The following is a 25,380-nucleotide window of genomic DNA, read 5'->3' on the forward strand; positions in this document are numbered from 1 at the left end:
TCAGCCCAGCGGTTGTGAGGGACTGCGCGGAATGGCGCTAGTTTAAGCAACTTTGCAGTAAACTCGGGACTGTCCCCAGGGTCATCGGGGGCTGTCCCAAGAGTTTGCGTGCCATGAAAGCTGTAGCGGTTAGCACCGCAAAGACCCGGGACAGTCCCGGTTTTGCTGCCATCTCCTCTGAAACTAGTGCCATTCTGAACAGCGCGCTTTTTTGGGGCAGCTGCCGGACCGCTGCGGCGTTGCTGTTAAGCGCGGTGTCTCCCGGGACCAGTTCCGCCGCGTCAGCTGCAGAACATCCGCCCGACTGAGCCCGATATCCTTGAGCAGCCGATCATCCATTTCCAGCAGGTAACGACGGTGCAAAGCACGCTCCCGGCGCTCCCTGGACCGCTCTAAAAGTTGCCTGAACCAGTTGAAAAAACCACTACTGTTGCTGTTGTTCGAGTCCCGCATAATTGCCTCCCTTCCAGTTATCCCGTTTTGAACCCGACGCCAGCGGTTGCCGGGTCATCCCGACGAACTTAGCTGAACAGTGGAAACCAACGGTTGACAATAACTATGAGTCAGGCAATACTATTTATCAAACGAATTGATTTGATAGAAACTATCAAAATTTTTGATCAGAGGTAGAGCGCTTATGCTGACCAATATTCCGACCGAGCTGCTACGAACATTTCTGGCCATTGCTGAAAACGGCAGTTTCAGTCAGGCGGCCGAACAGGTTAATCGCACCCAGTCCGCGATCAGCATGCAGATCAAAAAGCTTGAGGAGTTGTTGGAGAAAAAACTGCTTAACCGGCAGCATAAAACCACCACCCTGACCGCCGACGGCCAGGTTCTGGCCAACTACGCCAGACGGATCCTGCAGCTGAATGAAGAGGTGGTTTCGATTCTGCGCCGCCCGGAGCTCAGCGGCTGGATCCACATCGGCCTGCCGGACGACTACGCTCCGCGCTTTCTCCCGCAAGTGCTGGCGCGTTTTTCCCGCTCCCATCCGCGGGTGCAGGTCAAGGTCACTTGTGAATCGAGTGTTGATCTGCTCAAGAAACTGAAACAGGGTGAGATCGACCTGGCCTTGACCGCCATTACCGATCTTGATCAGACCGGTGCCTTGCTGTTGCGTCAGGAACCGACTTTTTGGGCTCATTCCCCCCGCCACCTGACCCATGAGCTGCGTCCCTTGCCCCTGGCCCTGTTCCCCGGCACCTGCAGTTGGCGACGCTGGGCAACCGCCGCGCTGGATCATGCCCGCATCGATTATCGGATCGCCTATACCAGCTCCAGTCTGGTCGGCCTGCAGGCGGCGGTCAAAGCCGGCCTCGCCATCACCATTCTCAGCCAGAGCGCCTTGCCCCAGGGATTGCGGCAGCTACCGGCCACGGCCGGCTTTCCGGACCTGCCCCAGACCTCGTTGGTCCTGCAAAAAAGTTCCCAGGGCAACCAGGAACTGATTGAAGCGTTGAGTGCTCATTTTGTGGATACATTCGACTGTTGCCAGGACGAATTGTCCTTGGTCTGAAGGGCTTTAGACAGCGCTTAACCGAATTTGTAGATGCTCTGCCCCTGACGATAGAATTCGACCGGGCCGTCTTCAGACACTTTGACCACCCGGCCAAAGTGGGAGGCGGCCGAGGCGGCGGTGGTCCGGCCGCCCCCGGTGATCAGGTCACTGACCTGGGAGGTATCGATGATCACCCCGGTATCGACCAGCTCACCTTTGCGATTGATCACGGTCAGGCCATCGGAAGAGAGGATGCGGCTCAACTCGCCGGAGCGTTTGAGTGCGCCGATTTTGCGGCCACGGACATGCCGTATCAAAGCCCTGCTCAACGGATCGCGCCCGCCCACCGAGCCTTTGCGCAAGGCGTCCAGATCGGTGTCATCGTCAGCCACCAGAACCACGGTACCGTGGCGTGCCTTGGACAGCGCATAAATAGACCAGACCAGATGATCGATGGAACGTTTCTCCAGTTTTCCATGCAGAAACTGGCGCATGATATCCGGATCGTAAATCCCCCAGTAGCCTTTCCGCCACAGCAGCAGCTTGTCACTGTCGAGGACGACCTCGACCTCGGAGGATTTGTTGACATAAATCACAAAGGCGCCGTCTCCGGCCTTGCCAAGCAGGGAAACGGTTTCCCGATTGGCAAGCTGTTCGATATCGTCGCTCGGCCCCGGCGCGCTGGTGCGCATGGTCCCTTTGATATTCATGCGGATATCGCCGACGAACAGGGCCTGGCGACCGTCGACAAAGCGATAGGAGAGGGGATTGCGAAAAAAATCCGCCGTGATCCGGCGGCGGTCTTCGCCCAGATCGATCCAGTCATAACGGGTCTTTTCCAAAGCGGCCAGAAAATCGTCGAGCTGGGTCCGATAGATCAGAAACCCGGTCGTGGCCGGAACCCCCTCGTAACGCTGGTAGGACAATCCTTTGAGCAGCTGAAGCAGGCTCTGCACCGGCCAGAACACCCCTTTGCGGTCGCCACGGATATAGCGAGCCACAGCGATGTCGGTCAGCGAAGTTAGCAGCGCGGTGCGAAAATGGGCTGCGAGCCCTTTGGCAGAAAACCCGGCAAACAGCCCTTCAAAGGCCCTCAGCAATTCTGCCATGAAGTTTCTTTCCGTCTCGGTAAAACTCAACTCCTTCCGCCGCGCTCGAAACTGATAGGCGATCGTCTCTATTTCAAGGTCGACGACAATGTCATCCGCCTCGTCCGCAGCTGACGCAGTTTCGTTCCGCTCGCTCTCGGTGAGAGTGACTTTGGCTCCGCCGAGGAAGGCGGAGAGATTGTTTTCAATGGCGCTGAAGGCTGATTTCGGCATAATCCTAGCTTGCCTTAAAGAGTGCTAAGGTTCAAGTGGAAAGCTTTGTTTTTATTACAGGTTAGGATTTTTTCTTAAAAAACCAGCAAACCCTTCATAACACCGGCGCAGCTATAGCATAATCTCCGTGCCGTCGGCCAAGGCCTCCAGCTCAAGCTCATCCAGGCGGGTCAGCATCTGCGGGCCTAAATGAGTCAGCACCAACCGCCGACACCCCAAGCGTTTATGTTGCCTGACCAAGGTTTGATAATCCAGATGCCCAGGGAGAGGGTTATCAAAGGCGCAGCATTCGGCGATCAGCAGGTCTGCGCCCTGGCTTAAGGGAATGAGCGTTTCGGTCCATTCGGTATCCCCCGTATAAGCGATGATCCTGGCGCCGAGTTCCAGGCGCAATCCGAAACAGTTGTCACTGCGGCCATGGCACACCTTGCTGCAGGTCAGCAGCAGACCGGGTTGGTGCAGGGGGCGGTCGGCCTCAAGTTCCTGCACCTCGACCGTAAAACCAAGGTCATCCTGCAGAGTTCCCGGATAAAGCACTCCGGCCAGGGTATCGACGGCCTCGCCAAGCCCCGGCGGGCCGACCAGCGTCAATGGCTTGGTCCTTTTGGCGGCATATTTCCCGTCCAGCAATAAAAACGGAATCCCCCCGAAATGATCACCATGCAGATGACTGATGACCACCAGGTCAATATCCGCTGCACTTAATCCGGCCCGATGCAGCCCGCCAAGAACGCTGCACCCGCAATCGATCAACACACAGTGCTGTCCATCGGTCACATGAAAACCGCTTTGCAAACGTCCGCCGCTGCTGAAGGCATCGCCTGTCCCCAGGCAGCTAACCCTGACCTGTCTTGCGCTCGACGGCATCCCGATCCTCCTTTTCTGACAAGCAATTAAATCATAACTTTATCTGTTCTTGAGCAACAGAATCACCCCTTTTCGTGGTATTTTAGCATTGTTGCCGCTATCCTGTTCAGGTACCCCGGCCACGGGGGAATCAACCAAACTCTTTGCAGAACCGGGGACTGAACGATCAATAACCGTGGCCCTTGTTAGCCTGAAAAAGTGCCAGGATGGACTTTTTACCACTCTGCCAGGAGGAATATGCAGACCGGGACCATGCCCATCTTCACCGCTATTGCCGTCATTCTGATCAGCGCCCTGGCCGGGGGGCGCTTGGCCATGCTCTGCCGTATCCCGCGGGTCACCGGCTATCTGCTCGCCGGGCTGCTGGTTGGCCCATCCTTTGCCGAATTGATCCATATCCCCCCTCTGGTCACCCAGGCTGCACTCAAGGAAATGAAACTGGTTTCCGACATTGCCCTGGCGCTGATCCTGATGAATATCGGTAGCCAGTTGCGCTCGGAAAACCTGCGCCGCTGGAAACAGCGCATCTTCATTTTTTCCTTCACGGAATCGGTCATGACCGGACTGCTGGTCGGGACTGCGGTCTTTTTCGTCAGCGAATGGCTCGTCCGCCATAGCGTTGTCGGCTTGAGCCTGACCCAGTCCTCTCTGCTGTTTGCCATCTTCACCGGCACCATCAGCATCGCTACTGCGCCGGCCGCGACTCTGATGGTGGTCCGGGAATACGAAGCGGAAGGTCCCATCACCAGCGCGGTGCTGACCCTGGTCGGCCTGAACAATCTGTTTTCAGTCTTTGTTTTTTCCATTGCCGTCCAGCTGCTGGTCGCCCCCGGGGGCGGGTTGCTGTCGGTTCTCTATCAGTTGCTGGTTCCGGTCCTGCTGGGCGGGTTGGCCGGGCTGCTGCTTTCGGTACTGGCCCACCGCATGGAATTGCCCAGCGAACATAAGATCCTGTTGCTGGGCGGGGTCACCAGCGTCGCGGTGATCAGCAGGATGCTCGGTCTCGAACCCTTGCTGTCCTGTCTGGTACTGGGAATTATCCTGGCCGACAGCTCGCCACGCTGGCATCGCCTGGTAAAGGCCCTTAACGAAGTTGATTATCCCCTTTACGTGGTATTTTTCGTCCTCGCCGGCGCCAACCTGCATATCGAAACCCTGACCCATATCGGACTGCTCGGCGTCGCCTATGTGCTGGCCAGAACCGCCGGCAAGCTGGTGGGAGGCAGGCTTGGAGCCCGCTTCGGCGGCTTCGGCCAGCGCGAACAGAGCTGGGTCGGCATGACCCTGCTGGCCCAGGCCGGTATGGCCATCGGACTGGCTGGAACTCTGGCTAAACTCTGGCCGGACGGGGGCCGGTTGGTGGAAACGATTGTTCTTGGTTCAGTGGTTATTTTCGAGCTGATCGGCCCGTTGGCCGTACGGCATGGCCTGGTGCATGCCGGAGAAGTGCCGTTGCTCGCGCTGTTGCGGAAGCGTGCACCGCAAAGCGGCATGGAAGGTCTCCATGATATCGCCAATCACTTTCGGACCAACCTGGGTCTGCCGGTCGGCCGCAAGCTGCAGGACCCGGGCGACATCCTGGTCAAACATGTGATGCGCCACAACGTCGAAACCATCCATCACGGGACCGGCTTTCAAGAGCTGCTGCGAATCATAGCCCACAGTCGCTATGATCGTTTTCCGGTGGTTGACGCAGACGATAACTTTATCGGCATGATCAATTATACGGAAATCCGCAACCTGCTGTTTGACCAGTCCCTGGCCGGGCTGCTGGTTGCACGCGATCTGGTGACCTCCCAGATCAGTGCCATTCCTCCGGAAACGCCGCTCCGCGAAGCGCTGAAGCTCCTGCAGAAAAAACGCGACATCAGTTATTTCCCGGTGGTCGACCCGGCTCAGCCGCAGAAGCTGCTCGGAATTCTCAGCCAGAACGATGTCCTTGCCGCCTTCCGCCGGCTCGGCCCGGATCAATAAAAAAGGGCGGCTATTGACCGCCCTTTTCTTTATCATACCCGCTGCACACCAGTGTGCCGCTTGCTACTGTCCTTTGGCCAGGAATTTTTTGGCTGAATCCGCCTGGGCAGAGTCGGGATAATCCTCAACCAGTTTCTGCATGGTTGTTTTAGCGTTCTGTGCATCCCCCAGGGCGTTGAATGCCAGGGCCTGCTTCAGCATCGCGGCCGGAGCCTTGGGATGGTGGGGGTATTTGCTGATCACATCCTGGAACTGCAGAATGGCCAGCTCATAGTCTTTTTCCCCGTAGTACGACTCGCCGATCCAGTAATAAGCATTGACATAAAGATCGTGTTTTGGATATTTGGCAATGAATTGTTCCAATAATTTACGGCCGTCAGCAAAACGGTTCTGATTTCTGATCAGATCCAAAGCCTGTTCATAAAGCTCCTCGGCCGTCGGCTCCGCTTTAACCTGTTGCTGGGGTTGCTCCTGGGGAGCCTTGACCGCAGCCGCCTGTTCCCCCAGTCGGGTATCCAGTTCACCAACCCGATTCTCCAGGGAAGTCAGCTGCAGCCCAATATCCTCTTTGACCACTTGCAGTTCGTCGGCCAAGGCCTGGTTGTTCTTCGCCAGGTCGTCCATGCGACCGTAAACGGACTGAAACTCAACCCGCAGGTTATCCAGCCCGGCGGTCACTTCCGCCAATTGGCGCTGCAGGGCGTCGCCGCCGGCGGTTTCTGATTGAGCGGCTTCTGCATTGCGGACTTCCAGCTGCGCCAGGCGACGCTTCATCTCCGCCAGGTCCTTCTCGGTTCGCAACTGCTCCTGGGTGGGAGGGAGACAGCCCGCCAACAGCAGCAAGCTCGCCAAAACCAAAATGACGCGCATCGTTATCCTCCTGTGTTCAAGCCCGATGCAACCGGGCTTTAAACAAAAAGGGCCGCACATTCGTTAAAATGAGCGGCCCTGGTTGATTGTCAGCAAGATCTAGCGTTTGACCTTGAACTCCGCCCGGCGGTTCTCAGCCCAGGCTTCCTTGGTATGGGCCGGATCCAGCGGCATCTCTTCCCCGTAGGAAATGGTGCTGATGCGGTCGGCAGCAACACCCAGAGAGACCAAAAAGTCCTTGGTGGCCAGGGCACGTTTCTCGCCCAGGGCCAAGTTGTACTCGTCAGAGCCGCGCTCATCACAGTGCCCTTCGACGACAATTTTGACACCCGGTGCGGCACGCAGCAGTCCGGCATTGTTGACCAAAATCGATTTTGCTTCTTCAGTCAGCACATATTGGTCGAAATCGAAATGAATTCTCTGCAGACCGCTGGCAGCAGCCTGTTCTGCAGCCATGGCTGCGGCGGCAGCATTGGCGGAATTGTCGGTCATGGTGGTGGAGGAATCGGTAATATTTTGCTCAACAACCCCGGCAGGTTGTTGCTGCTGAACTTCAACCTGGGCCGGCTGCTCGGTCATGGTTTCATCAGCAACAGGCGTTTTGGCACAGCCCGCAGCCAGCAAGGTCAAGGCGAAGAGCATCACCACCAGACGGGTTATGGTTAATTTCTGCATGATCTACCACTCCTTTCGCATTTGCGATTTAATTTAATAATTCGTTACACTTTTCACATTCAGGACATTATACAGAAGCCGGCCACAAAAACAACACCCCAATATGTCAAGAAATGTATATTATTTCGTTGACATCCGCAGTTAAGCTGATTTTTCAGACTCACCAGTGTCCGGACCAGGCCGGGTGGCTGGCGCTTTCTCCGGCAGCGGAAATCCTTCTGGCTCCGGTGCCGTCGGCGCGCATCAGCCAGATCGATTTATCCCCCCCGCTCCCCCGCGAATAGACGATAAAGCGCCCATCCGGACTCCAGCGGGGGTGCTCCTTGTTGCCGGCGCCAAAGGTCAGCTGGCGCTCGTCAGTCCCGTCCTGACCGATGGTGAAAATATTGAACACCCCGTCATCCATCCGCGCAAAGGCGATCCGATCCCCTTTGGGGCTCCAGGCCGGAGTGGCGTTGTATTTTCCGGCAAAGGTCAAGCGGGTCACGTCGAGACTGTCGATGTCGACAATAAAAATATTCGGGTTGCCACGCCGATCCGACACGAAAGCTATGCGGTTGCCGTCCGGGCTCCAGGTCGGGTCCACATCGATACCGTAATGATTGGTCAGCCGTTTATGAATGGTTCCGTCGGTGCCGATCAGGTAGAGTTCCGAGTTCTTGTCCTTGGAGAGGGTCAGGGCGATCTCCCGTCCGTCCGGACTGTAGCGGCCGCCGATGTTCAGCCCCGGCTGCAGGGACAGCCGTGATTCACGGCCAGTGTAGATTTCCTTGCGATAAAGATCCGGGTTGCCCTGGCGATAGGAGGTAAAAATCAGTTCCTTGCGGATCGGGGAAAAATCGGGGTTCAGAACGATGGAGCGATGATCGGTCAGGCGCACCGGGCCGAAGCCGTCGACATCCATCAGGTAGAGTTCCTTGTGTCCGGTCCGATTGGAGATATAAGCGATCTTGGTATCGAACGGACCGCTCTCGTTGGTCAGGCTCAGCAACACCTGATCGGCAAAGGTATGGGCGATCTTGCGCACATCGCTTGGTTGCCCGATGTAGCGGCGACCGCTCAACAGCCGTTGGGTCACCACGTCAAAGAGCCGCAATTCGATGGTCACTTTGCCACCGCTGAGCTGATAGGCCCCTTTGATCAGGGCTTCGGTCCCGAGCATCCGCCACTGGCCAAAATCGATGTTATTCCGGGTCAACCCGGGCCTGGTTGCATCGCTCAGGAAGGCTTCCGGGGCCACCATATCGAACAACCCGGACAGTTCAAGGTCATTCTGCAGCACCTCATTGAACTCGGCAGCAATCCCCGGCTGGGGCGCACCAATGGGCAGCAGTTGGGTCAGGGCCAGGGGGATGGTCTGTTCTCCCGGTGAACTGATTTCAATCCGTGCGGCAAAGCCAGGGGTAGCAAAGAACAAGGCACACAATAATAAGACAATGAGGGTTCCCTTGAAATAATTCATGGTTTGTCCAACATCTCTTTGAGGTTAAAAACAATCTGCAGGGTCATCGATTCAGGCAACGGTTGCGGCAATTGGCGCGACTTGGCAATGGCCCGGATCAGGGATTCATCAAAAGCCGCATGCCCCGATTTACTGATAAACTTGTAGTGCAGCAGCGTTCCCCCGGCATCATAGACCAGTTCCACCTCCGCCTGCGGATTGCCCACGGCCTGGTATTTGGAAAAACTCCATTGCTGCTGAATATATTCCTGGACAAAGGCGAGGGCGCTGACCCCTTCTTCATTCCCTTTGCCGTCGGCCATGCCAACCGGCGCATCAGGCACCGGCGACTCAACTTTACTGCTTTCCGCAGCCACCGCCGCACGCAACGCGGCCAGGCGATCATTCAAAGCCTGTTCCCGGGCCTTCTTTTCCTGGGCGGCCCGTAGCTGGTCCAATCGTTGTTGCAGCGCTTTTTCCTGGGCCGTGGAGACTGCCGGTTTCGGTTCCGGCTTGGGGGCCGGTTTGGGCTCCGGTTTGGGCTTGGGCTTGGGCTGTGGTTTCGGTTCCGGTTTCGGTTCCGGTTTTGGCTCAGGCTTCGGGACCGGTTTGGGCTGCGGCGGAATCGGCTTGGCCTCGGGCTTCGGTTTGGGCGGGGCTGGCTTGGGCGCCGGTTTGGCCTCGCTCTTGGCCGCCTCCGGGCGACCGGCCTGGGGGTTTTTGACCGGCTTGTTCACCAGGTTGACCCGGTAAACCGGGGGTTTGATCATATCATGATGAAACAGAGGGGTGAAATAAAGCACCGGAACCAACAGGTGAAGCAAAAATGAAACCAGCAACATCTGTTTGAAACCGGGCTCAAACACCGCCTGCATCTGCCGCCAGCGCTGTTTACGGGAAGCTTCCATGGGCCTGCGGTTATTCCTCCGGCAGCTGGGTCACCATACCCAGCGTTTCGACACCGGCTTTTTTCACTGCGGCCATCACCTGCACCACCCGGCCGTAAGCGACCTTTTGATCAGCTTCAAGGAAGACTTCCCGGTCAGGCTTGCCTTTCAGGGCCTGCTGGATGACCGGGCCGAGCTTGTTCAGGTCGTCAATCCGAGCCTTGCCGATCAGCACCTGGCCGTCGCGTTGCAGGGTGACCACCAGCGGCTCTTGCTGGGCCGGCAGTCCCGGCGCTTCGGCAACCTCCGGCAAATTGACTTCGACTCCCTGGTCAAGCATGGGAGCGGTGACCATAAAAATAATCAGCAGAACCAGCATGACATCGACCAACGGCGTCACGTTGATCTGGGAAAGGTTGCTGCGGCGTCCCGCTGCTGGGCGTCCGACCTCCATTTATTTCACCCGTTCCATCCGCTCGACGATATTCAGGAACTCCTGGCTGAAATTATCCATCTCGCCGATCAGGACATTAACTTTGTTAAGGAAATGATTGTACCCCATAACGGCCGGAATGGCTGCCGCCAGGCCGATGGCCGTGGCAATGAGCGCCTCGGAAATCCCCGGCGCGACCACGGCCAAAGAAGCGCTGCCGGTCTGGCCGATGCCATGAAAGGCGTCCATGATCCCCCAGACCGTTCCGAACAGCCCGATGAAGGGTGCAGTCGAACCGGTGGTCGCCAGAAAGGTCAGATACTTTTCCAGCCGGTGGGTCTCCTGGGTGGTGGCCCGGCGCAGGGCGCGGCCGACCATTTCAGTCATATCCATCCGCAGGGAAAAATCCGCCTGGGATTCACCTTGCTCGCTCCCCTTCTTCTTCATCTGCAGCATCTCATGGTAGCCTTCCCGGAACAGGTTGGCGATAGGTGAATTGCTGAATTCCTTGATCCCCTGGCCGACCAGGTCAAACCGCTTCTTGGTCCAGAAGAAATCCAGGAACCGGTCTGAATCCTTGATCGCCCGCTGAATGATGGAGACCTTGTAAAAGATGATTGCCCAGGAAACGAGGGAAAAATAAACCAGAATGAGCAGGACCAGTTTAACCACCGGGCCTGCGTTAAAGACGAGTTCCAGCAACTGCTTTCTCCTTTGAGCTGGGCCTGAAAATCATCAGCCCGTTAAAAAGAACATCCATCGAATTATCAGGCACCTGTCCGAGTCTGTCAAGCAATCACCCGAAATGGCGGGACAATTCGCGCTGCAAATAAAGGGCGGTCCGGCTCGCCGGGCTGCGTCTGAGGAGGCTTCTCAGCGCCGCCAGATCATCGAGATCTTCCAGGACCGGCAAGCGCGCAGTAAAAATACCGACCGCCTTGGCCCGTTTCAGGCTTTCCTGCAAAACGACAGCGGTACTCCAGGGAATCTCTGAGAATAGTTGTGGATAGTGGTGGGATTCCCCGATCAGGTAATAGCCGCCGTCCCGGGCCGGGCCGTAGACCACCTCGACCTCATCGAGCAGTTCCAGGGTCTGCTCAAGCAAAGATAGCGGCAGGTCAGGGGTATCACTGCCGATCAGCACGGCCCGCTCATAGCCGGCGGCAAAGAATCCCCCCAGCGCGTGCTCCATGCGCTGACCGAGGTCGGCGCCCTGTTGCGCGACCAGTTGCACCCCCGGAAAGGTTTCGGCAAACCAATCCCGTGCGCCGGAGTAGCAGATCGCCAGGTCGAAGCGGTGGCGCAGGCTTTCGATCCGACTGACAATTTCCGTCAGGCTCTGTTCATAAACTGCCGCGGCTTCAGCCATGCTCAGCGGTGGACAGAGGCGGGTTTTGACCTGGCCGGGCAGCGGCTGTTTGGCAAAAACCGCCAACAGCGCCTTTTTGCCCTGGTTTTGCCACAAGATATCCACATCGTCCACAAAGTTATCCACAGGCTAGCAATTTTGCCCTTCGATCATGGCGTAAGCCGAATGATTATGGATCGACTCAAAATTCTCGCACTGGATCTTGAACCAACGGATGCGCTCGATGGTCCGCAGTTTTTCCGTCACCGCCCGCACCATATCTTCGACAAACATCGGGTTGTCGTAAGCACGCTCGGTCACCGCTTTTTCATCTTCCCGCTTGAGCAGGGCATAGACCTGGCAGCTGGCACAGTCTTCCACCCATGCGATCAGATCTTCCAGCCAGACATGATCGTCGTAGCGGATCTGCACGGTCACGATGCTGCGCTGGTTGTGAGCGCCCCGCTCGCTGATCTCCTTGGAACAGGGGCAGAGCGAGGTGACCGGAATGCTGGCTTCGAGGATGAAGTCATAATTCTCACCCAAAGTTCCGATCATCCGACACTGATATTCGAGAAGGCTGCGCGCCTGGGAGACCGGTGCCCGCTTTTCAATAAAGTAGGGAAAACTCAGCTCGAGATGGGCGCGACCCGCTTCGAGGCGCTGTTTCATCTCGCCCAGAATCGTCTCGATATTCTCGACGCTGATTTCACCGTGATACAGGTTCAGCACCTCGATGAAACGGCTCATATGGGTGCCCTTGAACTGTTCCGGCAGGTCGACATACATGTTGACCCGCGCCACGGTGTGCTGGCGTTCCCGGTGTTTGTCCTGCACCACCACCGGATAACCGATATCCTTGACGCCGACCTTGTCGATGGCGATCTTGCGGGTATCCGGACTTTGCTGCATATCTGGCATCGGCGTCATGGTCGGGGCCTTTTCAACGCCGGACATAGGCAACAGGATCCTCTTTACCGAGTTCGGCAAACCCTTTCAGGCGCAACCGGCAGGAGTCGCAAAGTCCACAGCAGAGGCCCTCCGGAGTCGGATCATAGCAGGAATGGGTCAACCCATAATCAACGCCCAGAGCCAGGCCGCGCTCAATGGTCTGCGCCTTGGTCAAATCGATCAGCGGGGTATGAATGCGATAGGGGTTTCCTTCCACTCCGGCCTTGGTCGCCAGATTGGCCATGACTTCATAGGCCTTGATGAATTCCGGCCGACAATCGGGGTAGCCGGAATAGTCAAGAGCGTTGACCCCGATATAGATATCTGAAGCCCCCAGCACTTCGGCCCAGCCGAGGGCGAAGGAGAGAAAGATGGTATTGCGGGCCGGCACATAGGTAATGGGAATCTCGTTTTCCACCACCCCGCTTTTAGGAACCTCGATATCCGCGGTCAGAGCGCTGCCGCCCATTTTCCGCAGGTCGATATCAACGACCAGATGCTCTTTGGCGCCGATCCGGGGAGCATATTCACGGGCCTTTGCCAATTCGACGGTATGGCGCTGACCATAGGCAAAACTCAGGGCATAGGCCTCGAACCCTTCGTCACGGGCAATGGCCATGCAGGTTGTCGAATCAAGTCCACCACTGTAGAGCACAACGGCTTTTTTCATAGCTTCAATCCTCTGCTAACAGGTTGTTGAAAAAATCCATGGGCGGACTTTTTCAAACGTGGTCGGGAGCAATGCGCATCCCCTGACCTTACAAAATCAACGACGTTGGGGACAGTCATGAATGGCGCTAGTTTAAGAGTCGCTGGCAGCAAAACCGGGACTGTCCCCGCACGGGGGCTGTCCCAGGTCTTTGCGGTGTTAACCGCGACAGTTTCATGGCTCGCAAACTCTTGGAACAGCCCCCGATGACCCTGGGGACAGTCCCGAGTTTACTGCAAAGTTGCTTAAACGAGAGACATTCGGGACAGTCATTGCTTTTATCCGCCTCTTTCGTGGCCGCGGCAGACCATTAATCGCCCGCCGGGCGAGGCGAATCAATAAATGCGGAGCATAGGCTGAACCCGCCAGGGCGGTCAAGCTTTTGCGGAATCTTGCCCAGAACCCCGAGCAAGCGGGCTTAATTTCCGCTGCGAAGCACCACTAGCTGTTGCTCCGCCGACAGCGCCATGTTATAAATTTCTGGCTCAATTATCAGTACTTGATATTCGCAGCATAAAATGAGAAGCATAAATTTTCCATATTCTGCAGGTCATAGTCCACCATGAAGCGCTCCCTTAAATACGTTTTATTCTTCCTCCTCGGCTCCCCCTTATTGGCAGCGGCATTTTTAATCGGCGCCTATTTTTTCGTGTCGTCGACCCTGCCCAAGGTCGAAACCCTGGCCGACTACCACCCGCCGCTGATCACCAGCATCCATGCCGACGATGGCACCATCATCGCCGAATACTCCCATGAACGACGCATTCTGGTGCCTTTTGATAAAATCCCCAAGACCCTGATCCAGGCCTTTGTTGCGGCTGAGGATTCGAGCTTTTTCAAACACTCGGGCATCGATTTTGTCTCCATTATCCGTGCCGCGCTAAAGAACCTCAAGGCCGGCGGGATCGCCCAGGGCGGCAGCACCATTACCCAGCAGGTGGCCAAAAAACTGTTGCTCTCTTCGGAACGGACCTTCACCCGCAAGTTTAAGGAAGCGATTCTGGCCTGGCGGATGGAAAAGGCCCTGAGCAAGCAAGAAATCCTCTATCTCTACCTCAACCAGATCTATCTCGGCCATCGTGCTTACGGCGTTGAAGCGGCCGCGGAGAATTACTTTGATAAAAATGTCGAGGAATTGACCCTGGCCGAATCGGCCATTCTGGCCGGATTACCGCAGGCCCCCAGCCGCTATTCACCTTACCGCCACTACGAGCGGGCCATGGAACGGCAGAAATATGTCCTCGGCCGAATGGTCGCGGAAGGGTATATCACTCCGGAGGAAAGCCGCCAGGCGGCGCAGGAAAAGGTGGTCATCAAACCGCGCCTGAACAGCCTGCTTGATGTCACGGCTTATTTCAATGAACAGGTCCGTCGCTATCTGGAAGAGCGCTTCGGTGAAGAGATGCTTTACACCGGCGGCCTGCAGGTCGAAACCAGCATCAACCTGGCCATGCAGGAGGCCGCCCGCAAGGCGGTCAAAGACAACCTCCGCAACCACGATAAACGTCAGGGCTACCAGGGCGCCACAGAGGTTCTCGATAGCGCCGGACAGCAGGATTTTCTGGCCGACCAGGTGGAGCAGTTCGCGGAAGAACCGCTGAGTGACGGCAGCTATGTCCAAGCTATCGTCAGCGGCCTGGACGGTGACCGGTTGCTGTGCCGCATTGCCGACCGGCAGGGAGAGATTTCGGTCAAAGAGAGTAAATGGGCCGCACCGATCAGCGTGACTGATGAACAGGTCGAGCCTCTCGGCAATGCCGGCGAGCAAAGGCGGACCCTGTTTCCGATTGGTTCGGTGATCGAGGTTCTGGTCGAAGACAGCACCAGCAAACCACTCAAGCTCAAGCTCGAACAGGAACCCCAGGCCCAGGGCGCGCTGGTGGCCATCGATCCGTTCAGCGGTCAGATCAAAGCCATGGTCGGCGGCTACGACTTTGAAAAAAGCCAGTTCAACCGGGCCATCCAGGCCAAGCGTCTGCCCGGCTCCTCCATCAAGCCGTTGATTTACGCCGCCGCCCTGGACCGCGGCTACACCCCGGCCAGCATCATCCTTGACACTCCGCTGATCTATGAAAACAGAAAGATCGACACCGGCGAGTTGGAGGAGTGGAAACCGAAGAACTACGAAGAAAAATTCTACGGCCCGACCACTTTCCGCCAGGCCCTGGCTCATTCACGCAACGTTGTCACCATCAAGATCCTCGAGGATATCGGGATCAACTATGCGGCCAATTATATCGCCAAGCTGGGCATCGATACTCCTTTGCAGCGAGACCTGTCCATGGCCCTCGGTTCAACCGCAGTGACCCCCCTGGAGATGCTGACCGCCTACACGGTCTTTGCCAACGGCGGGGTTTTGGTCCCGCCGACCTACATAACCCGCATTCGCGACCGCGACGGCCGGATCCTTGAATCCATCGATCCGGCGGACTTTGCCACCGGCATGGCCGCGGACCAGCGACTGATCCGCAAACCGCCGCACCGGGTGATCTCCCCGGAGACCGCCTATCTCATTACCAATATCATGGAGAGCGTGGTCCAGGAAGGAACCGGCTGGCGGGCCAAAGCCCTGGGTCGGCCGTCAGCCGGAAAAACCGGCACCACCAATGACCTGAAGGATGCCTGGTACATCGGCTTCATCCCTCAGTTGGCCTGCGTTTCCTGGGTTGGCTACGACCAGGAAAAACCGCTCGGCAAGAGTGAAACCGGGTCCCGGGCCGCAGCCCCGGCCTGGGTCGAGTTCATGCAGGAAGCCGACAAGCAGTATCCGGCCGCAAACTTCGAGGTCCCGGATTCCATTGAATTTCACCCCATTGACAAGAAGAACGGGCTGCTGCTTCCGGAAGACGATCCGCATGCCTATTACGAAGCCTTTGCTCCCGGGACCGCTCCGACCCGGCTGAGCAGCGACGAGAAGCTTAAAGCAAAGGACTTCTTCCGCCTCGATATGGAAGGAACACTCTGACCGGGCCGACCGGAAATAGTTCTTTGCATTCATTGGCCGATAAAAATGATCCCGTCCTAATAAGCACCTAACAAATAAGGTGTTTATAGCAGTCTCAAGCAACAAACAGACTTCGGATGGGAGCCCGGCCCAAATGATCAGATTCATCCTGCTATGGCTGCTGGTAATAGCGCTTTCCCCGCTCTGCGCTGCAGCTGCGGGGTGGCCGCGGGACAGGATTCAAATCGTTGGTTCTTCAACGGTTTTCCCTTTTGCCCGGGCCGTATCCGAAAATTTCGCCAAGAACACCGGTCATCCCTCCCCTCAACTGTCCTCTACCGGATCCGGTGGCGGCTTTCAGCTTTTCTGCCAGGGCAACGGCCCTGAATTCCCCGATATCAGCAATTCTTCACGCCGCATCAAACCCGCGGAAATTGACCTCTGCCGCACCCACGGGGTAACCGATATCGTTGAAATCAAAATCGGCTATGGCGGCATTGTGCTGGCCAATCTGAATACCGCTCCGGAATTCAGCCTTTCCAACCGAGATATTTTTCTGGCTCTGGCCGCCCGGGTCCCTGTCCAGGGGGAAGAGGGGAGGCTGATCGCCAATCCCTATACCCGCTGGCAACAGCTTGATCGGTCTTTACCTGATCAACAGATTATTGTTCTCGGTCCGCCGCTGACCTCGGGGACCCGCGATCTATTTACCGAGCTGGCCATGGAGAGAGGCTGTCAGAGCATCCCCTGGATCAGGGCGTTAAAGAAACATCACAAGCAACAGTACCGCGAAATCTGCGAGACCATACGCGACGATGGGACGTTCATCGAAGCAGGGGAGCGTGACGAACTGATTGTCAAAGCCCTTCATTCCAGGCCCATGGCGTTCGGAATTTTCGGTTATAACTTTCTGGCCCGAGACCGGAAACACCTGCAGGGTGCTGCCATCGAGCAGGTCCTGCCCAGCCCGGCGAATATTGTCTCCGGCGCCTATCCGTTGGCACGGTCTCTCTATTTTTATATCAAAAAAGCTCACTTAGCCCAGGTGCCCGGACTTAAGGATTATGTGGCTGAATTCACCTCCGATCCCGCCTGGGGGCCCGACGGCTACCTCGCCGAACTGAACCTGATTGTCATGCCTGCAGAAGAAAGAGTGCGTTATCGGCGTATCGCGCAAACCGGCACCGCCCTGGCCGCTGACTGACCGCACGCGGCAGAAAATGAAAAAGAATCTCTCCGGAAAGAGGAGGGAAGGGCAGGCTGCCCGGCCACGCCAGTCAAGGCGCAGGCGGGGCGATGTTATGAACTGTGAGGGGATAGACAGTGTCCAAAAACCATGAAGCGGCTGTACCGAACATTTCAAAAACATATCATCCTCCAGGTCTTCCTGGCCACCATCCCATTTTTGGTCGCCGGTCTGGGGCTGACCGTGCATACCTTCAGCAGTAATTTCACGCTCATTGATCACCTCGGTGCTGAAGTCAGGGAGCTTTTTCAAAACGATACCAGGCAGCTTGAACAGAAGCTGCTCACGTTGAGCGATCTGAACCATCGCCTGACTGCCCAGATCATTGCCTTCGAGAGTGATAAGGAAGCTGTCTCAGCCCGGGAAGAATTCATTCGGCAAGGCGCGGAGCTGCGCGGGGCAGCGGTCTATCAGGCCGCGACGCTCGCCCCGGCAGCCGTGGCAACCTTCTCCGCCGCCGGGGAAAGCCCGGCCCGGATTCTGGCTGCGAGCAAACACCTGTTCGGAGTGGATACCCTCGGCGCTTATTTCTGGGACGGGCAAAGCCGCCTGAGCGAGCTGCTTGGCGACCATCAGCCACCGGCCGCATTCCAGTCCTTTGTCGAACAGGCACTTAAAGACAGAGCAGCGGATTGGTTCGAAGATGAGCTGGCCGGCAAGGATGTCATCGTCGGCCTGGTTCCCGCCTCTGCGGGGGTCTATATCTTTCTGTTCGATGTCTCGGCGGCTTACAGCTTTTTTGATCGGGCTCAGCGTAGCGGGCTCAGCATCACTGCCGCCAAGCAACAGGAAAAACAGTTTGTCGACAACAGGATTCAGCAGCAGCAGTTTCAGAACCAACGCCAATTACAGGGGATGCTGATCCAGGAAAAGCTCAAACAGCGCCACCAGGTGCTCTCTGCGACCCAGACCAAACTGTTGCTGCTGACCGCCCTCAATCTGGTCGCGCTGATCCTGACCGCGGTTTTGCTGTTCTGGGTTCTCGGCACCCGCAAAGTCGGCGCTCTCAATCTCTGGTTGAAGGAAACCAGCCAAGCGATACACCGCTATAAGGAAACAGCCGCTGACTCCGCCGAGCTGTCTTCCGGGCATCTATTCACAACGGCGCTCAAAAACCCGTGCAAGGATTTTTCCCGCAATGAGCTGGGGGAGCTCTCCAGGAATATCAACTATCTGCTTGCCACCCTTGAAGAAACTACGGTGTCCAAAAACCTGCTCAGCAAAGAGATCGAAGAGCGCAAAAAGATGGCTGCGGTATTACGGGAAAGTCAGCAGCGCCTGAATATTATCTTTAACTCCGTGCAGTCAGGGGTGCTGATCATCGATTATGCCAGCGATAAAATTGTTGACCTTAACCCGGCTGCGCTGGCCATGCTGCAAGCCCGCAAGGAAGAGATTGTTCATCAGCAACATAAGCAATTTTTTCTTCCCGAGGCCAGCCTCCCTAAGACCTCGACCAGTCGTATCGGGGAAGCAAACCGGAACCAGTTCCAATTACAGCCGCTGCATGGGGAACCCTTCAGCGTTCTGAAAACCGACTGTAAAATCCTCCTTGACGGGCGGGACATTCTAATCAGCAATTTCATCAGTATCGAGGACATTAAAAAATCGAAACAGCAGTTGGAACAGGCCAAACAGGCAGCAGAACAGGCCAACCGGATCAAGAGCGACTTTCTTGCCAACATGAGTCATGAAATCAGAACCCCGCTGAACGGGGTCCTCGGCATGACTCAACTGTTCAGCGAAACCCGTCTCAACGAAGACCAGCAGAGAATCTCTCAGACCATCCAGGCCGAAGCCGATTCCCTGTTACGAATCATCAATGAAATTCTCGATTTTTCAAAAATCGAGGCGGGAAAAATGGACCTGGAACGAATCCCTTTCAACCTGCATGCGCTGGTCGAACAGGTCACGGAAAACCTGGCCATGCGGATTCCGCAAAAATGCCTGGAGGCCTTCTCTTTCATTCCGGCCGAGGTCCCGACCTGGGTCGTCGGTGATCCCGGCCGCTTGCAACAGGTTCTGACCAACCTGGTGAACAATGCCTTCAAGTTCACCAGAGAAGGGCACATCATCGTTTCGGTAAGGCTCGAAAACGATTCTGAACAGCACCTGCTGATCAGGTTCGAAGTCGAGGATACCGGAATCGGCATCGCTACGGACAAACTGGAGAGCATTTTTGACAGTTTTACCCAGGCCGACGGTTCCACCACCAGGAAATATGGCGGGACCGGACTGGGGACGACCATCGCCAAACAGCTGGTTGAACTGATGGGCGGGGAAATCGGCGTACACAGCCAGGAGCATGAAGGGACCACCTTCTGGTTCAGCCTTCCTTTTGCCAGGGTCGAAAAGGGCCTTTCCGCCAGCGCTGCCGCCAGCGATTTTACCGGGACCAGGGTCTTAGTGGTGGATGACAACCCCACCGGGCGGATCGTTCTGGAGCGCTACCTTTCCTCCCTGGGTTGTTGTGTCAGCTTGGCGTCAAACGGCGCCAACGCGCTGCTCAGGGTCGCTGAAGAACCTTTCGATCTGGTGCTCACCGACTTCAACATGCCCTCTATGAATGGGCTCGAACTCGGGCAGCGGCTAAGAAATTCAGCGATTGCCGAAATCCGTGACCTGCCACTGGTCATTCTGTCCTCCTATCACTCTCTGAACGGCCTGCTCCAAGCACAGGGATTAGAGATTCAGGCACTGTTACGCAAACCGGTTAAAAAGGCAGACCTCGCTGAAGTTCTGCGTATTGCCTTGGGGACCTCCGCACCGGCAGACTCAGCCACGCAGCCCCCATTGCCTGCGCTGCCACCCCCGCCAGCCATTGAGCTGCGCCGGCAGAAACAGATCCTGCTGGCGGAAGATTATCCGACCAATCAGCAGATCGCCTTACGTTTTCTGGCCAGGGCCGGTTATCAGGTGGACATTGCGGAGAACGGTCTGGAAGCGGTCCAGGCCTGTGCCAATAAGATATATGACCTGGTGCTGATGGATATTCAAATGCCGGAGATGGACGGTTATACGGCGACCCGGGAAATTCGCCGGCTGAGTCACGGCGGCACAGACCGATTACCGATTGTGGCCATGACCGCCCATGCCACCACCGGCTATAAGGAAAAATGCCTGGCTGCGGACATGAACGATTATATTTCCAAGCCAATCCGTAAAGAGAGCTTTTTACAACAGGTCGATTTCTGGGCCCTGGGCTGTGAACATGGCGGCTCCGGACAGCTTGGCACCGCCCTATCCTCCGCCGAGGGGGATCTTGCCCAGTTCGATTACCAGGCAGCCCTGCAGGCCTTTCTGGGGGATCGCGCTTTTCTGGCCGAAGTTATTGCCGGTTTTCAGGATCAGCTGAGCGGCCAACTCCGCAAGCTCGAACGACTGCTGCAGGAGCAGAACTTTGCCGCCATCGCCAGCGAGGCCCATACCATTAAAGGGGGCGCTTACAACCTGAACGCCACCCGCCTTGCGCAGGCCGCGGCCATGCTGGAACAAGCGGCGCGGGAAAACAATGCCGCCGAGTGCCGCTCGACCCAGGCCGAACTGACCGCACAATTTCGCCAATTTCTAAAATATTCTGAACTGTTTATCGAGATTGATTGCGCATTGCCATGATGAAAATACTGATCTGTGAAGATGAATTCGTCAGCCGGAGAAAACTGGAGAAAATCATTTCTTCCTTCGGCTATGAACTGCTTATTGCCACCGACGGCCTGGAAGCTATGCAGCTGTGGGAAAACGAACGCCCCGACCTGGTGATCTCAGACTGGCTCATGCCTGGTTTAAGCGGTGTCGAACTCTGTCGCCGGATTCGCGCTGCCGAAGGCAGCCATTACACCTATTTCATCATGGTGACCGCCAAACAGCAGACTGCCGACATTGTCGAAGCCATGGACGCCGGGGCCGATGATTTTCTGACCAAACCGTTCATTGTCGAAGAGTTGGCCGTGCGCGTCAGGGCCGGCCAACGGATTCGCAGCTTTCATACCAAAGACATTGTCATTTTTTCCCTGGCCAAACTGGCCGAATCCCGCGACGCCGAGACCGGCAACCACCTGGAGCGGATTCGCCACTATTCGCAGCTGCTCGCCAGGCAACTGGCAGCGGACCCGACCGCAGATCTTGGCATCAGCAAATTTTTCGTGGAGAACATTTTCCTGACCAGTCCGCTGCATGATATCGGCAAAGTCGGCATTCCCGATGCCGTACTGCTGAAGCCGGGCCGGTTAACGGAACAGGAACGGGAAGAGATGAAAAAACACGCGCGGATCGGCTATTCAACCCTGCGGGAAGCGCTGATCAAGTACCCGCAGACCGATTACCTGCAGATGGGAGCGGAAATCGCCCTTTATCATCACGAAAAATACGACGGCACGGGTTATCCGGAGCGCTTGGCCGGTGCGGAGATTCCCCTGGCCGCCAGGATCGTGGCGTTGGCCGATGTCTATGATGCCCTGACCAGTCAACGCGCCTACAAGGCCGCCTGGCCCCATGATCAGGCGGTTGAGGCCATTGTTGCCGAATCCGGAAAACATTTTGATCCATTGATTGTCCGCGCCTTTGTCAGCTGCGCCGACCAATTCGCCCTGGTTAAGAGCATGTTCGCTTGAACAGGACAAAGATATTTCGGGAGTCCATCATGCAAACAATCTATCATCCTGAATGTGACCAACTGGTTCATGACAGCCGGCTCTCTTGCCTGCCCATGCAAAGTTTTAGCTTTCAACTGGAACAGCAATGCATTGAGATCTCCGCAACCCTCAACCGCTACCCTGAGGTCCCCGGCGTTCTCCTTTTCGAGCAAAGCCGGTTTCATTCCATGATTTCCAGACAACGCTTTATTGAAACCATGAACCAGCCCTACAGCAAAGAGCTGTTCAGCCATCGAAAAATCAAGAAGCTGGCCCGGCAATTCTCGGCTGCTACGTTGGTTTTCAGTGCCGACACCTACATCGGGAAAGCTGTTGAAATCTGTCTGAACCGATCCGTAGAGCAGCTTGCTGAGCCGCTGGTGGTTATCAAAGACGAAATCTACTACGTTTTGGACGTCCACCAATTGCTGATTGCCCATGCGCAGATTTTTTCTGCCACGGTCAAAAAACTGCGCGAGGAGATCAGCCATTCGAACCTGTTGCGGGAACAGCTGGAGGTTGCCAACAAGGCAGCGGAAGAGTTGGCGCGGCGGGACGGGCTGACCGGCATTCCCAATCGTCGGCGGATGGATGAGTACCTGGCCAGCGAGTGGCAGCGGGCGGTGCGTGATAAAACCGTCTTGTCCATCATTCTGATCGATATCGACCACTTCAAAAACTTCAACGATACTTATGGACACCAGGCCGGCGATGAGGCCCTGATCAGGGTTGCCGGCTGTCTCAAGGAGCAGATTCACCGCCCCGCGGACATGGTCGCCCGCTACGGTGGGGAGGAATTCCTGATCGTCCTGCCGGATACGCCCCTGGATGGCGCCTATTCCCTGGCGGAGAAAATGCGCCGGGCCGTGGCCGATCTCCACATCGAAAACCGCGGTGCGGCCACCGCCGGCTTCCTCAGCATCAGCTGCGGCCTGTCCTGTATCGATTCAAGCGGGGACAATATTCTCGACCGCCTCATCCAATCGGCGGACCAGGCTCTTTATGAAGCCAAGCAGGGGGGGCGCAACCGGGTTTATATCACGCCACCCGGCTCAGCAGCAGCTGCGGCTCCGGTTGCTGTACACCGGCCTGATCATCAATCCGGCCGCACCGGGCAGACAGTTTGAACCGTTCCAGCATCAGCTGTAACTGGCCGGCCTGCTGATTCAGGTTATCGGCTGCGATAGAACTTTCGGTGGCTGAGATTTCATTCATTTCCGTGACCCGGTCAATCTGCTCCAAGGCGGTATTAACCGCGCTGATCTCTTCCACCTGGTGTTGGGATGCCTCCGCAATCTCCGCTGCCAGGACGGATATCTTGCCGACCTTTTCAGTCATCTGTTCCAAAGAAAGTGCCGTATCCTTGGCCAGCACCACCCCGGAGCTGATCTTATCCTGAGACCCGCCGATCAATTCGGCAATCTCCCCGGCAGCCTTGCTGCTCCGGTTGGCCAGCCCGCGGACCTCTTCGGCGACCACGGCAAACCCTTTGCCGTGCTGACCGGCCCGGGCCGCTTCGACCGCTGCATTCAAGGCCAACAGGTTGGTCTGAAAAGCGATTTCATCGATCACTTTCATGATTTTGCCGATATCGAGACTGACCGCGTTGATATTCTGCATGGAATCGACCACGTTCTGCATCTCTGCCCGGCTGCTCCGGGCCGCCAGCTGTAATTCGCTCAGCAATTGATCCGCGGTTGCCGCGCTACGGCTGTTCTCTTCCGACTGACTGGTGATATTGGCAATCGCTCCGGCCAATTGGTCAAGAGCTTGCGACTGGCGACCGGTGCCGGCCGACAGGGTGCGGCTCGATGCGGAGATCTTTTCCGCCCCATCCAACACCTCCGCCCCGGCTTCCCTGATCTGGCCCATGAAGTCGTTGAGGGAGTCATTCACCACCTCCAGAGGCTCGCGGATCAAACCTGTCGCTTTGAAGGTAAAATCCCCCTGCCCCAGATGATCGAAGGCGGAGAGGATTTCATGTTCCAGGTGATCGGCAAACTGGTCAAGCACCGCACCCATCCGCCCCAATTCATCCTTCCGGCGTAACTTCAAGCGCCGGTCGAGTTGCCCTTGGCTCATCCCGTCGAGCATGGCGACAATGGCCGAGATCGGCCGGACCACCGAGCGCGTGGTCAGAATCAGGCTGAGCAGACCGACCGCAATAAGCAGCGTCAGCAAAACCTTGCCGGTCAGGTCGATGCTGGCCAGGCGTACTTTGATCTGCTCGCTGCCGGCCAGGACCTCCTCCGCGGTTTTGGTCACCGCGATCCCGGCATCATCCTGTAATTGCTGTAACTGCTCGGCAACACCACGCAGCACGGAATCCATATCCGTCACCAACGGCTGCAGATCGTTATTGAGCAGGGCGCCGGCTTTTGATTGCTGATGCATGATGGAATTTTCCAGGGTCATCACCTTGTCCAGCTCAACGACCATGGATTTGATATTCACCGGGAAAATATCCCGATACAGCAAGCGAGCTTTTTCCCACTGTCCCATCATGGCCAGGGTGTCTAGCTGATCAACTCCTGCGAACAGGGCCTGATTGGGTTTTTGGGTGTTTGCAAAGGCCGCTTTCAGCTCCGGAACCTGGTCGGCAAACTTTTGGTAGATCGGACCAGCCATGAATTCGGCGACCGGGGTATCCGCCTCATCTTCATAGATCAGCTCGCCCAGGGAACTCTGCACAAAAAGCATATTGGTCACCTGCAGGTTCCAGTTGAGCAGGGTCTTTTTCAAATCACCCAAGGCTTCGGCAAGCCCTTCATGGCGCGGCCGCCAGGAGTTTTCCAACTCCTCTCCCAGAGTTTGCAGGTGTTGGTAATCCTGGTCAACCCGCTGCAGCCAGCCGTTGCTTTGACCCAGCAACTGGGTAATTTCGGCTCCGGTTTCACCGCTGATAAATTCCGCCAAGGTTCGGCTGCTTTTGCCGAGGATACCGAGGTCGAGGGCCGCGGCATTCATCAGCATCTCCCCCTGCACCTGCACCGAGGACAGTTTCAACGCGGTGCGCAGGCTTTCAATCCGTTTAAGCTGGCTGTCGACCAGGGCTGAGCGCTTGGCCGCGGCCCGGGCCGCGGTCAGGGCCGCTTCGGTTTGCCGGTGAGCCGTCCGAATATCATTCGTCCCCCAACTGAAGACCGCATAGAGCATCAGGGACAACAGGATAACAACAGCAAAACCAAGGGCCAGCCGGGTGGCAATTCTCATCGCAGGAACTCCAAAACAAAATTTTTAATAGGAAAAGTCGTTCGCAAAACCTTTCGCTATTCATAGACAAGATATGTTTGGAGAATGTTAGAACTATTAAATATTTGTCTTTTTCTCAAGAATCCACCTCCGTGCAAAACGATAAAGTACAGTACCGCGAAAGGAAACAAGACGGCAGCGAGTGCCGCCCCGGGAACTGCGCGCAAGCCTGCGGCAAATGGGCTTAGGGTGAGAGACAAACTCGACAGCTTGGAAAGGAAACCGGCAAAGCCCTTAACGGACTTTGCCGGGAATCGACAAGCCACCCCGTCGGGTGGCTTTAAAAAACCCCTGGTCTGTTCACAAGGATCTTGAGCCAATCAGGTTGC

Annotated in this window: 20 protein-coding genes; 7 read left to right on the forward strand and 13 right to left on the reverse strand. The window is 56.5% G+C overall.

Annotated elements, in window-relative coordinates:
* Nucleotides 1-183 precede the first annotated feature (183 nt).
* Nucleotides 184-453: a DUF1127 domain-containing protein gene (locus N909_RS0109185; RefSeq protein WP_029914295.1), complete on the reverse strand. Its 270-nt coding sequence runs from the start codon at nt 451-453 to the stop codon at nt 184-186.
* 184 nt (nt 454-637) lie between these two features.
* Here N909_RS0109185 and N909_RS0109190 point away from each other — a divergent pair, with 184 nt between their 5' ends.
* The gene (locus N909_RS0109190; protein ID WP_029914296.1) at nt 638-1,519 is read left to right on the forward strand and encodes a LysR substrate-binding domain-containing protein; all 882 of its coding nucleotides are present in this window, start codon (nt 638-640) and stop codon (nt 1,517-1,519) included.
* A gap of 17 nt (nt 1,520-1,536) precedes the next feature.
* Here N909_RS0109190 and N909_RS0109195 read toward each other — a convergent pair whose 3' ends face one another.
* Entirely contained in the window at nt 1,537-2,823 is a 1,287-nt protein-coding gene (locus N909_RS0109195; RefSeq protein ID WP_029914298.1) for a diadenylate cyclase, read from the reverse strand.
* Between the two features lie 111 nt (nt 2,824-2,934).
* Nucleotides 2,935-3,690: an MBL fold metallo-hydrolase gene (locus tag N909_RS0109200; protein WP_029914300.1), complete on the reverse strand. Its 756-nt coding sequence runs from the start codon at nt 3,688-3,690 to the stop codon at nt 2,935-2,937.
* Between the two features lie 237 nt (nt 3,691-3,927).
* On the opposite strand from N909_RS0109200, the gene N909_RS0109205 reads away from it, so the two are divergent.
* Nucleotides 3,928-5,664: a cation:proton antiporter domain-containing protein gene (locus tag N909_RS0109205; protein ID WP_029914302.1), complete on the forward strand. Its 1,737-nt coding sequence runs from the start codon at nt 3,928-3,930 to the stop codon at nt 5,662-5,664.
* Between the two features lie 63 nt (nt 5,665-5,727).
* Here the strand turns inward: N909_RS0109205 and ybgF are convergent, their stop codons facing one another.
* The 9 genes from ybgF to queC form a co-directional block, all read right to left on the reverse strand.
* Nucleotides 5,728-6,534: a tol-pal system protein YbgF gene (gene ybgF / locus N909_RS23795; RefSeq protein WP_051689640.1), complete on the reverse strand. Its 807-nt coding sequence runs from the start codon at nt 6,532-6,534 to the stop codon at nt 5,728-5,730.
* 99 nt (nt 6,535-6,633) lie between these two features.
* Nucleotides 6,634-7,209 carry a peptidoglycan-associated lipoprotein Pal gene (gene pal, locus N909_RS0109215; RefSeq protein ID WP_029914306.1) on the reverse strand — a complete coding sequence of 192 codons (576 nt, stop codon included), beginning with the start codon at nt 7,207-7,209 and terminating at the stop codon, nt 6,634-6,636.
* A gap of 160 nt (nt 7,210-7,369) precedes the next feature.
* Entirely contained in the window at nt 7,370-8,671 is a 1,302-nt protein-coding gene (tolB, locus tag N909_RS0109220; RefSeq protein ID WP_029914308.1) for a Tol-Pal system beta propeller repeat protein TolB, read from the reverse strand.
* Nucleotides 8,668-9,558 carry an energy transducer TonB gene (locus N909_RS25670; RefSeq protein ID WP_051689641.1) on the reverse strand — a complete coding sequence of 297 codons (891 nt, stop codon included), beginning with the start codon at nt 9,556-9,558 and terminating at the stop codon, nt 8,668-8,670. The genes tolB and N909_RS25670 overlap by 4 nt, the downstream gene beginning before the upstream one ends.
* 10 nt (nt 9,559-9,568) lie before the next feature.
* Complete coding sequence (tolR, locus tag N909_RS0109230) at nt 9,569-9,991, reverse strand: protein TolR (RefSeq protein ID WP_029914313.1); 423 nt, start codon at nt 9,989-9,991, stop codon at nt 9,569-9,571.
* Nucleotides 9,992-10,669, reverse strand: a complete 678-nt coding sequence (gene tolQ / locus N909_RS0109235) for a protein TolQ (protein ID WP_029914315.1) — start codon at nt 10,667-10,669, stop codon at nt 9,992-9,994.
* A gap of 97 nt (nt 10,670-10,766) precedes the next feature.
* Nucleotides 10,767-11,453, reverse strand: a complete 687-nt coding sequence (locus N909_RS0109240; RefSeq protein WP_036683042.1) for a TIGR04282 family arsenosugar biosynthesis glycosyltransferase — start codon at nt 11,451-11,453, stop codon at nt 10,767-10,769.
* Between the two features lie 15 nt (nt 11,454-11,468).
* Entirely contained in the window at nt 11,469-12,248 is a 780-nt protein-coding gene (gene folE2 / locus N909_RS0109245) for a GTP cyclohydrolase FolE2 (RefSeq protein WP_029914319.1), read from the reverse strand.
* Nucleotides 12,249-12,261: 13 nt separating this feature from the next.
* On the reverse strand, nt 12,262-12,939 hold the full coding sequence (queC, locus tag N909_RS0109250) for a 7-cyano-7-deazaguanine synthase QueC (RefSeq protein WP_029914320.1): 678 nt from the start codon (nt 12,937-12,939) through the stop codon (nt 12,262-12,264).
* Between the two features lie 601 nt (nt 12,940-13,540).
* On the opposite strand from queC, the gene N909_RS0109260 reads away from it, so the two are divergent.
* From N909_RS0109260 to N909_RS0109280, 5 genes are all read left to right on the forward strand, one after another.
* Entirely contained in the window at nt 13,541-15,943 is a 2,403-nt protein-coding gene (locus N909_RS0109260; protein WP_029914322.1) for a penicillin-binding protein 1A, read from the forward strand.
* Between the two features lie 133 nt (nt 15,944-16,076).
* A complete protein-coding gene (locus tag N909_RS0109265; protein WP_029914324.1) occupies nt 16,077-17,126 on the forward strand; it encodes a substrate-binding domain-containing protein in 1,050 nt (349 codons plus the stop codon).
* Nucleotides 17,127-17,258: 132 nt separating this feature from the next.
* A complete protein-coding gene (locus N909_RS24565; protein WP_051689642.1) occupies nt 17,259-20,783 on the forward strand; it encodes a hybrid sensor histidine kinase/response regulator in 3,525 nt (1,174 codons plus the stop codon).
* Nucleotides 20,780-21,778: an HD domain-containing phosphohydrolase gene (locus N909_RS0109275; protein WP_211253939.1), complete on the forward strand. Its 999-nt coding sequence runs from the start codon at nt 20,780-20,782 to the stop codon at nt 21,776-21,778. The genes N909_RS24565 and N909_RS0109275 overlap by 4 nt, the downstream gene beginning before the upstream one ends.
* A 29-nt stretch (nt 21,779-21,807) precedes the next feature.
* The gene (locus N909_RS0109280; RefSeq protein WP_051689643.1) at nt 21,808-22,926 is read left to right on the forward strand and encodes a GGDEF domain-containing protein; all 1,119 of its coding nucleotides are present in this window, start codon (nt 21,808-21,810) and stop codon (nt 22,924-22,926) included.
* On the opposite strand, the gene N909_RS24570 is transcribed toward N909_RS0109280, so the two are convergent.
* Nucleotides 22,838-25,012, reverse strand: a complete 2,175-nt coding sequence (locus N909_RS24570) for a methyl-accepting chemotaxis protein (RefSeq protein ID WP_051689644.1) — start codon at nt 25,010-25,012, stop codon at nt 22,838-22,840. The genes N909_RS0109280 and N909_RS24570 overlap by 89 nt on opposite strands.
* Between the last annotated feature and the right edge of the window lie 368 nt (nt 25,013-25,380).

It is taken from the genome of Pelobacter seleniigenes DSM 18267, from assembly GCF_000711225.1.
In the GTDB taxonomy this organism is placed as follows: domain Bacteria; phylum Desulfobacterota; class Desulfuromonadia; order Desulfuromonadales; family Geopsychrobacteraceae; genus Seleniibacterium; species Seleniibacterium seleniigenes.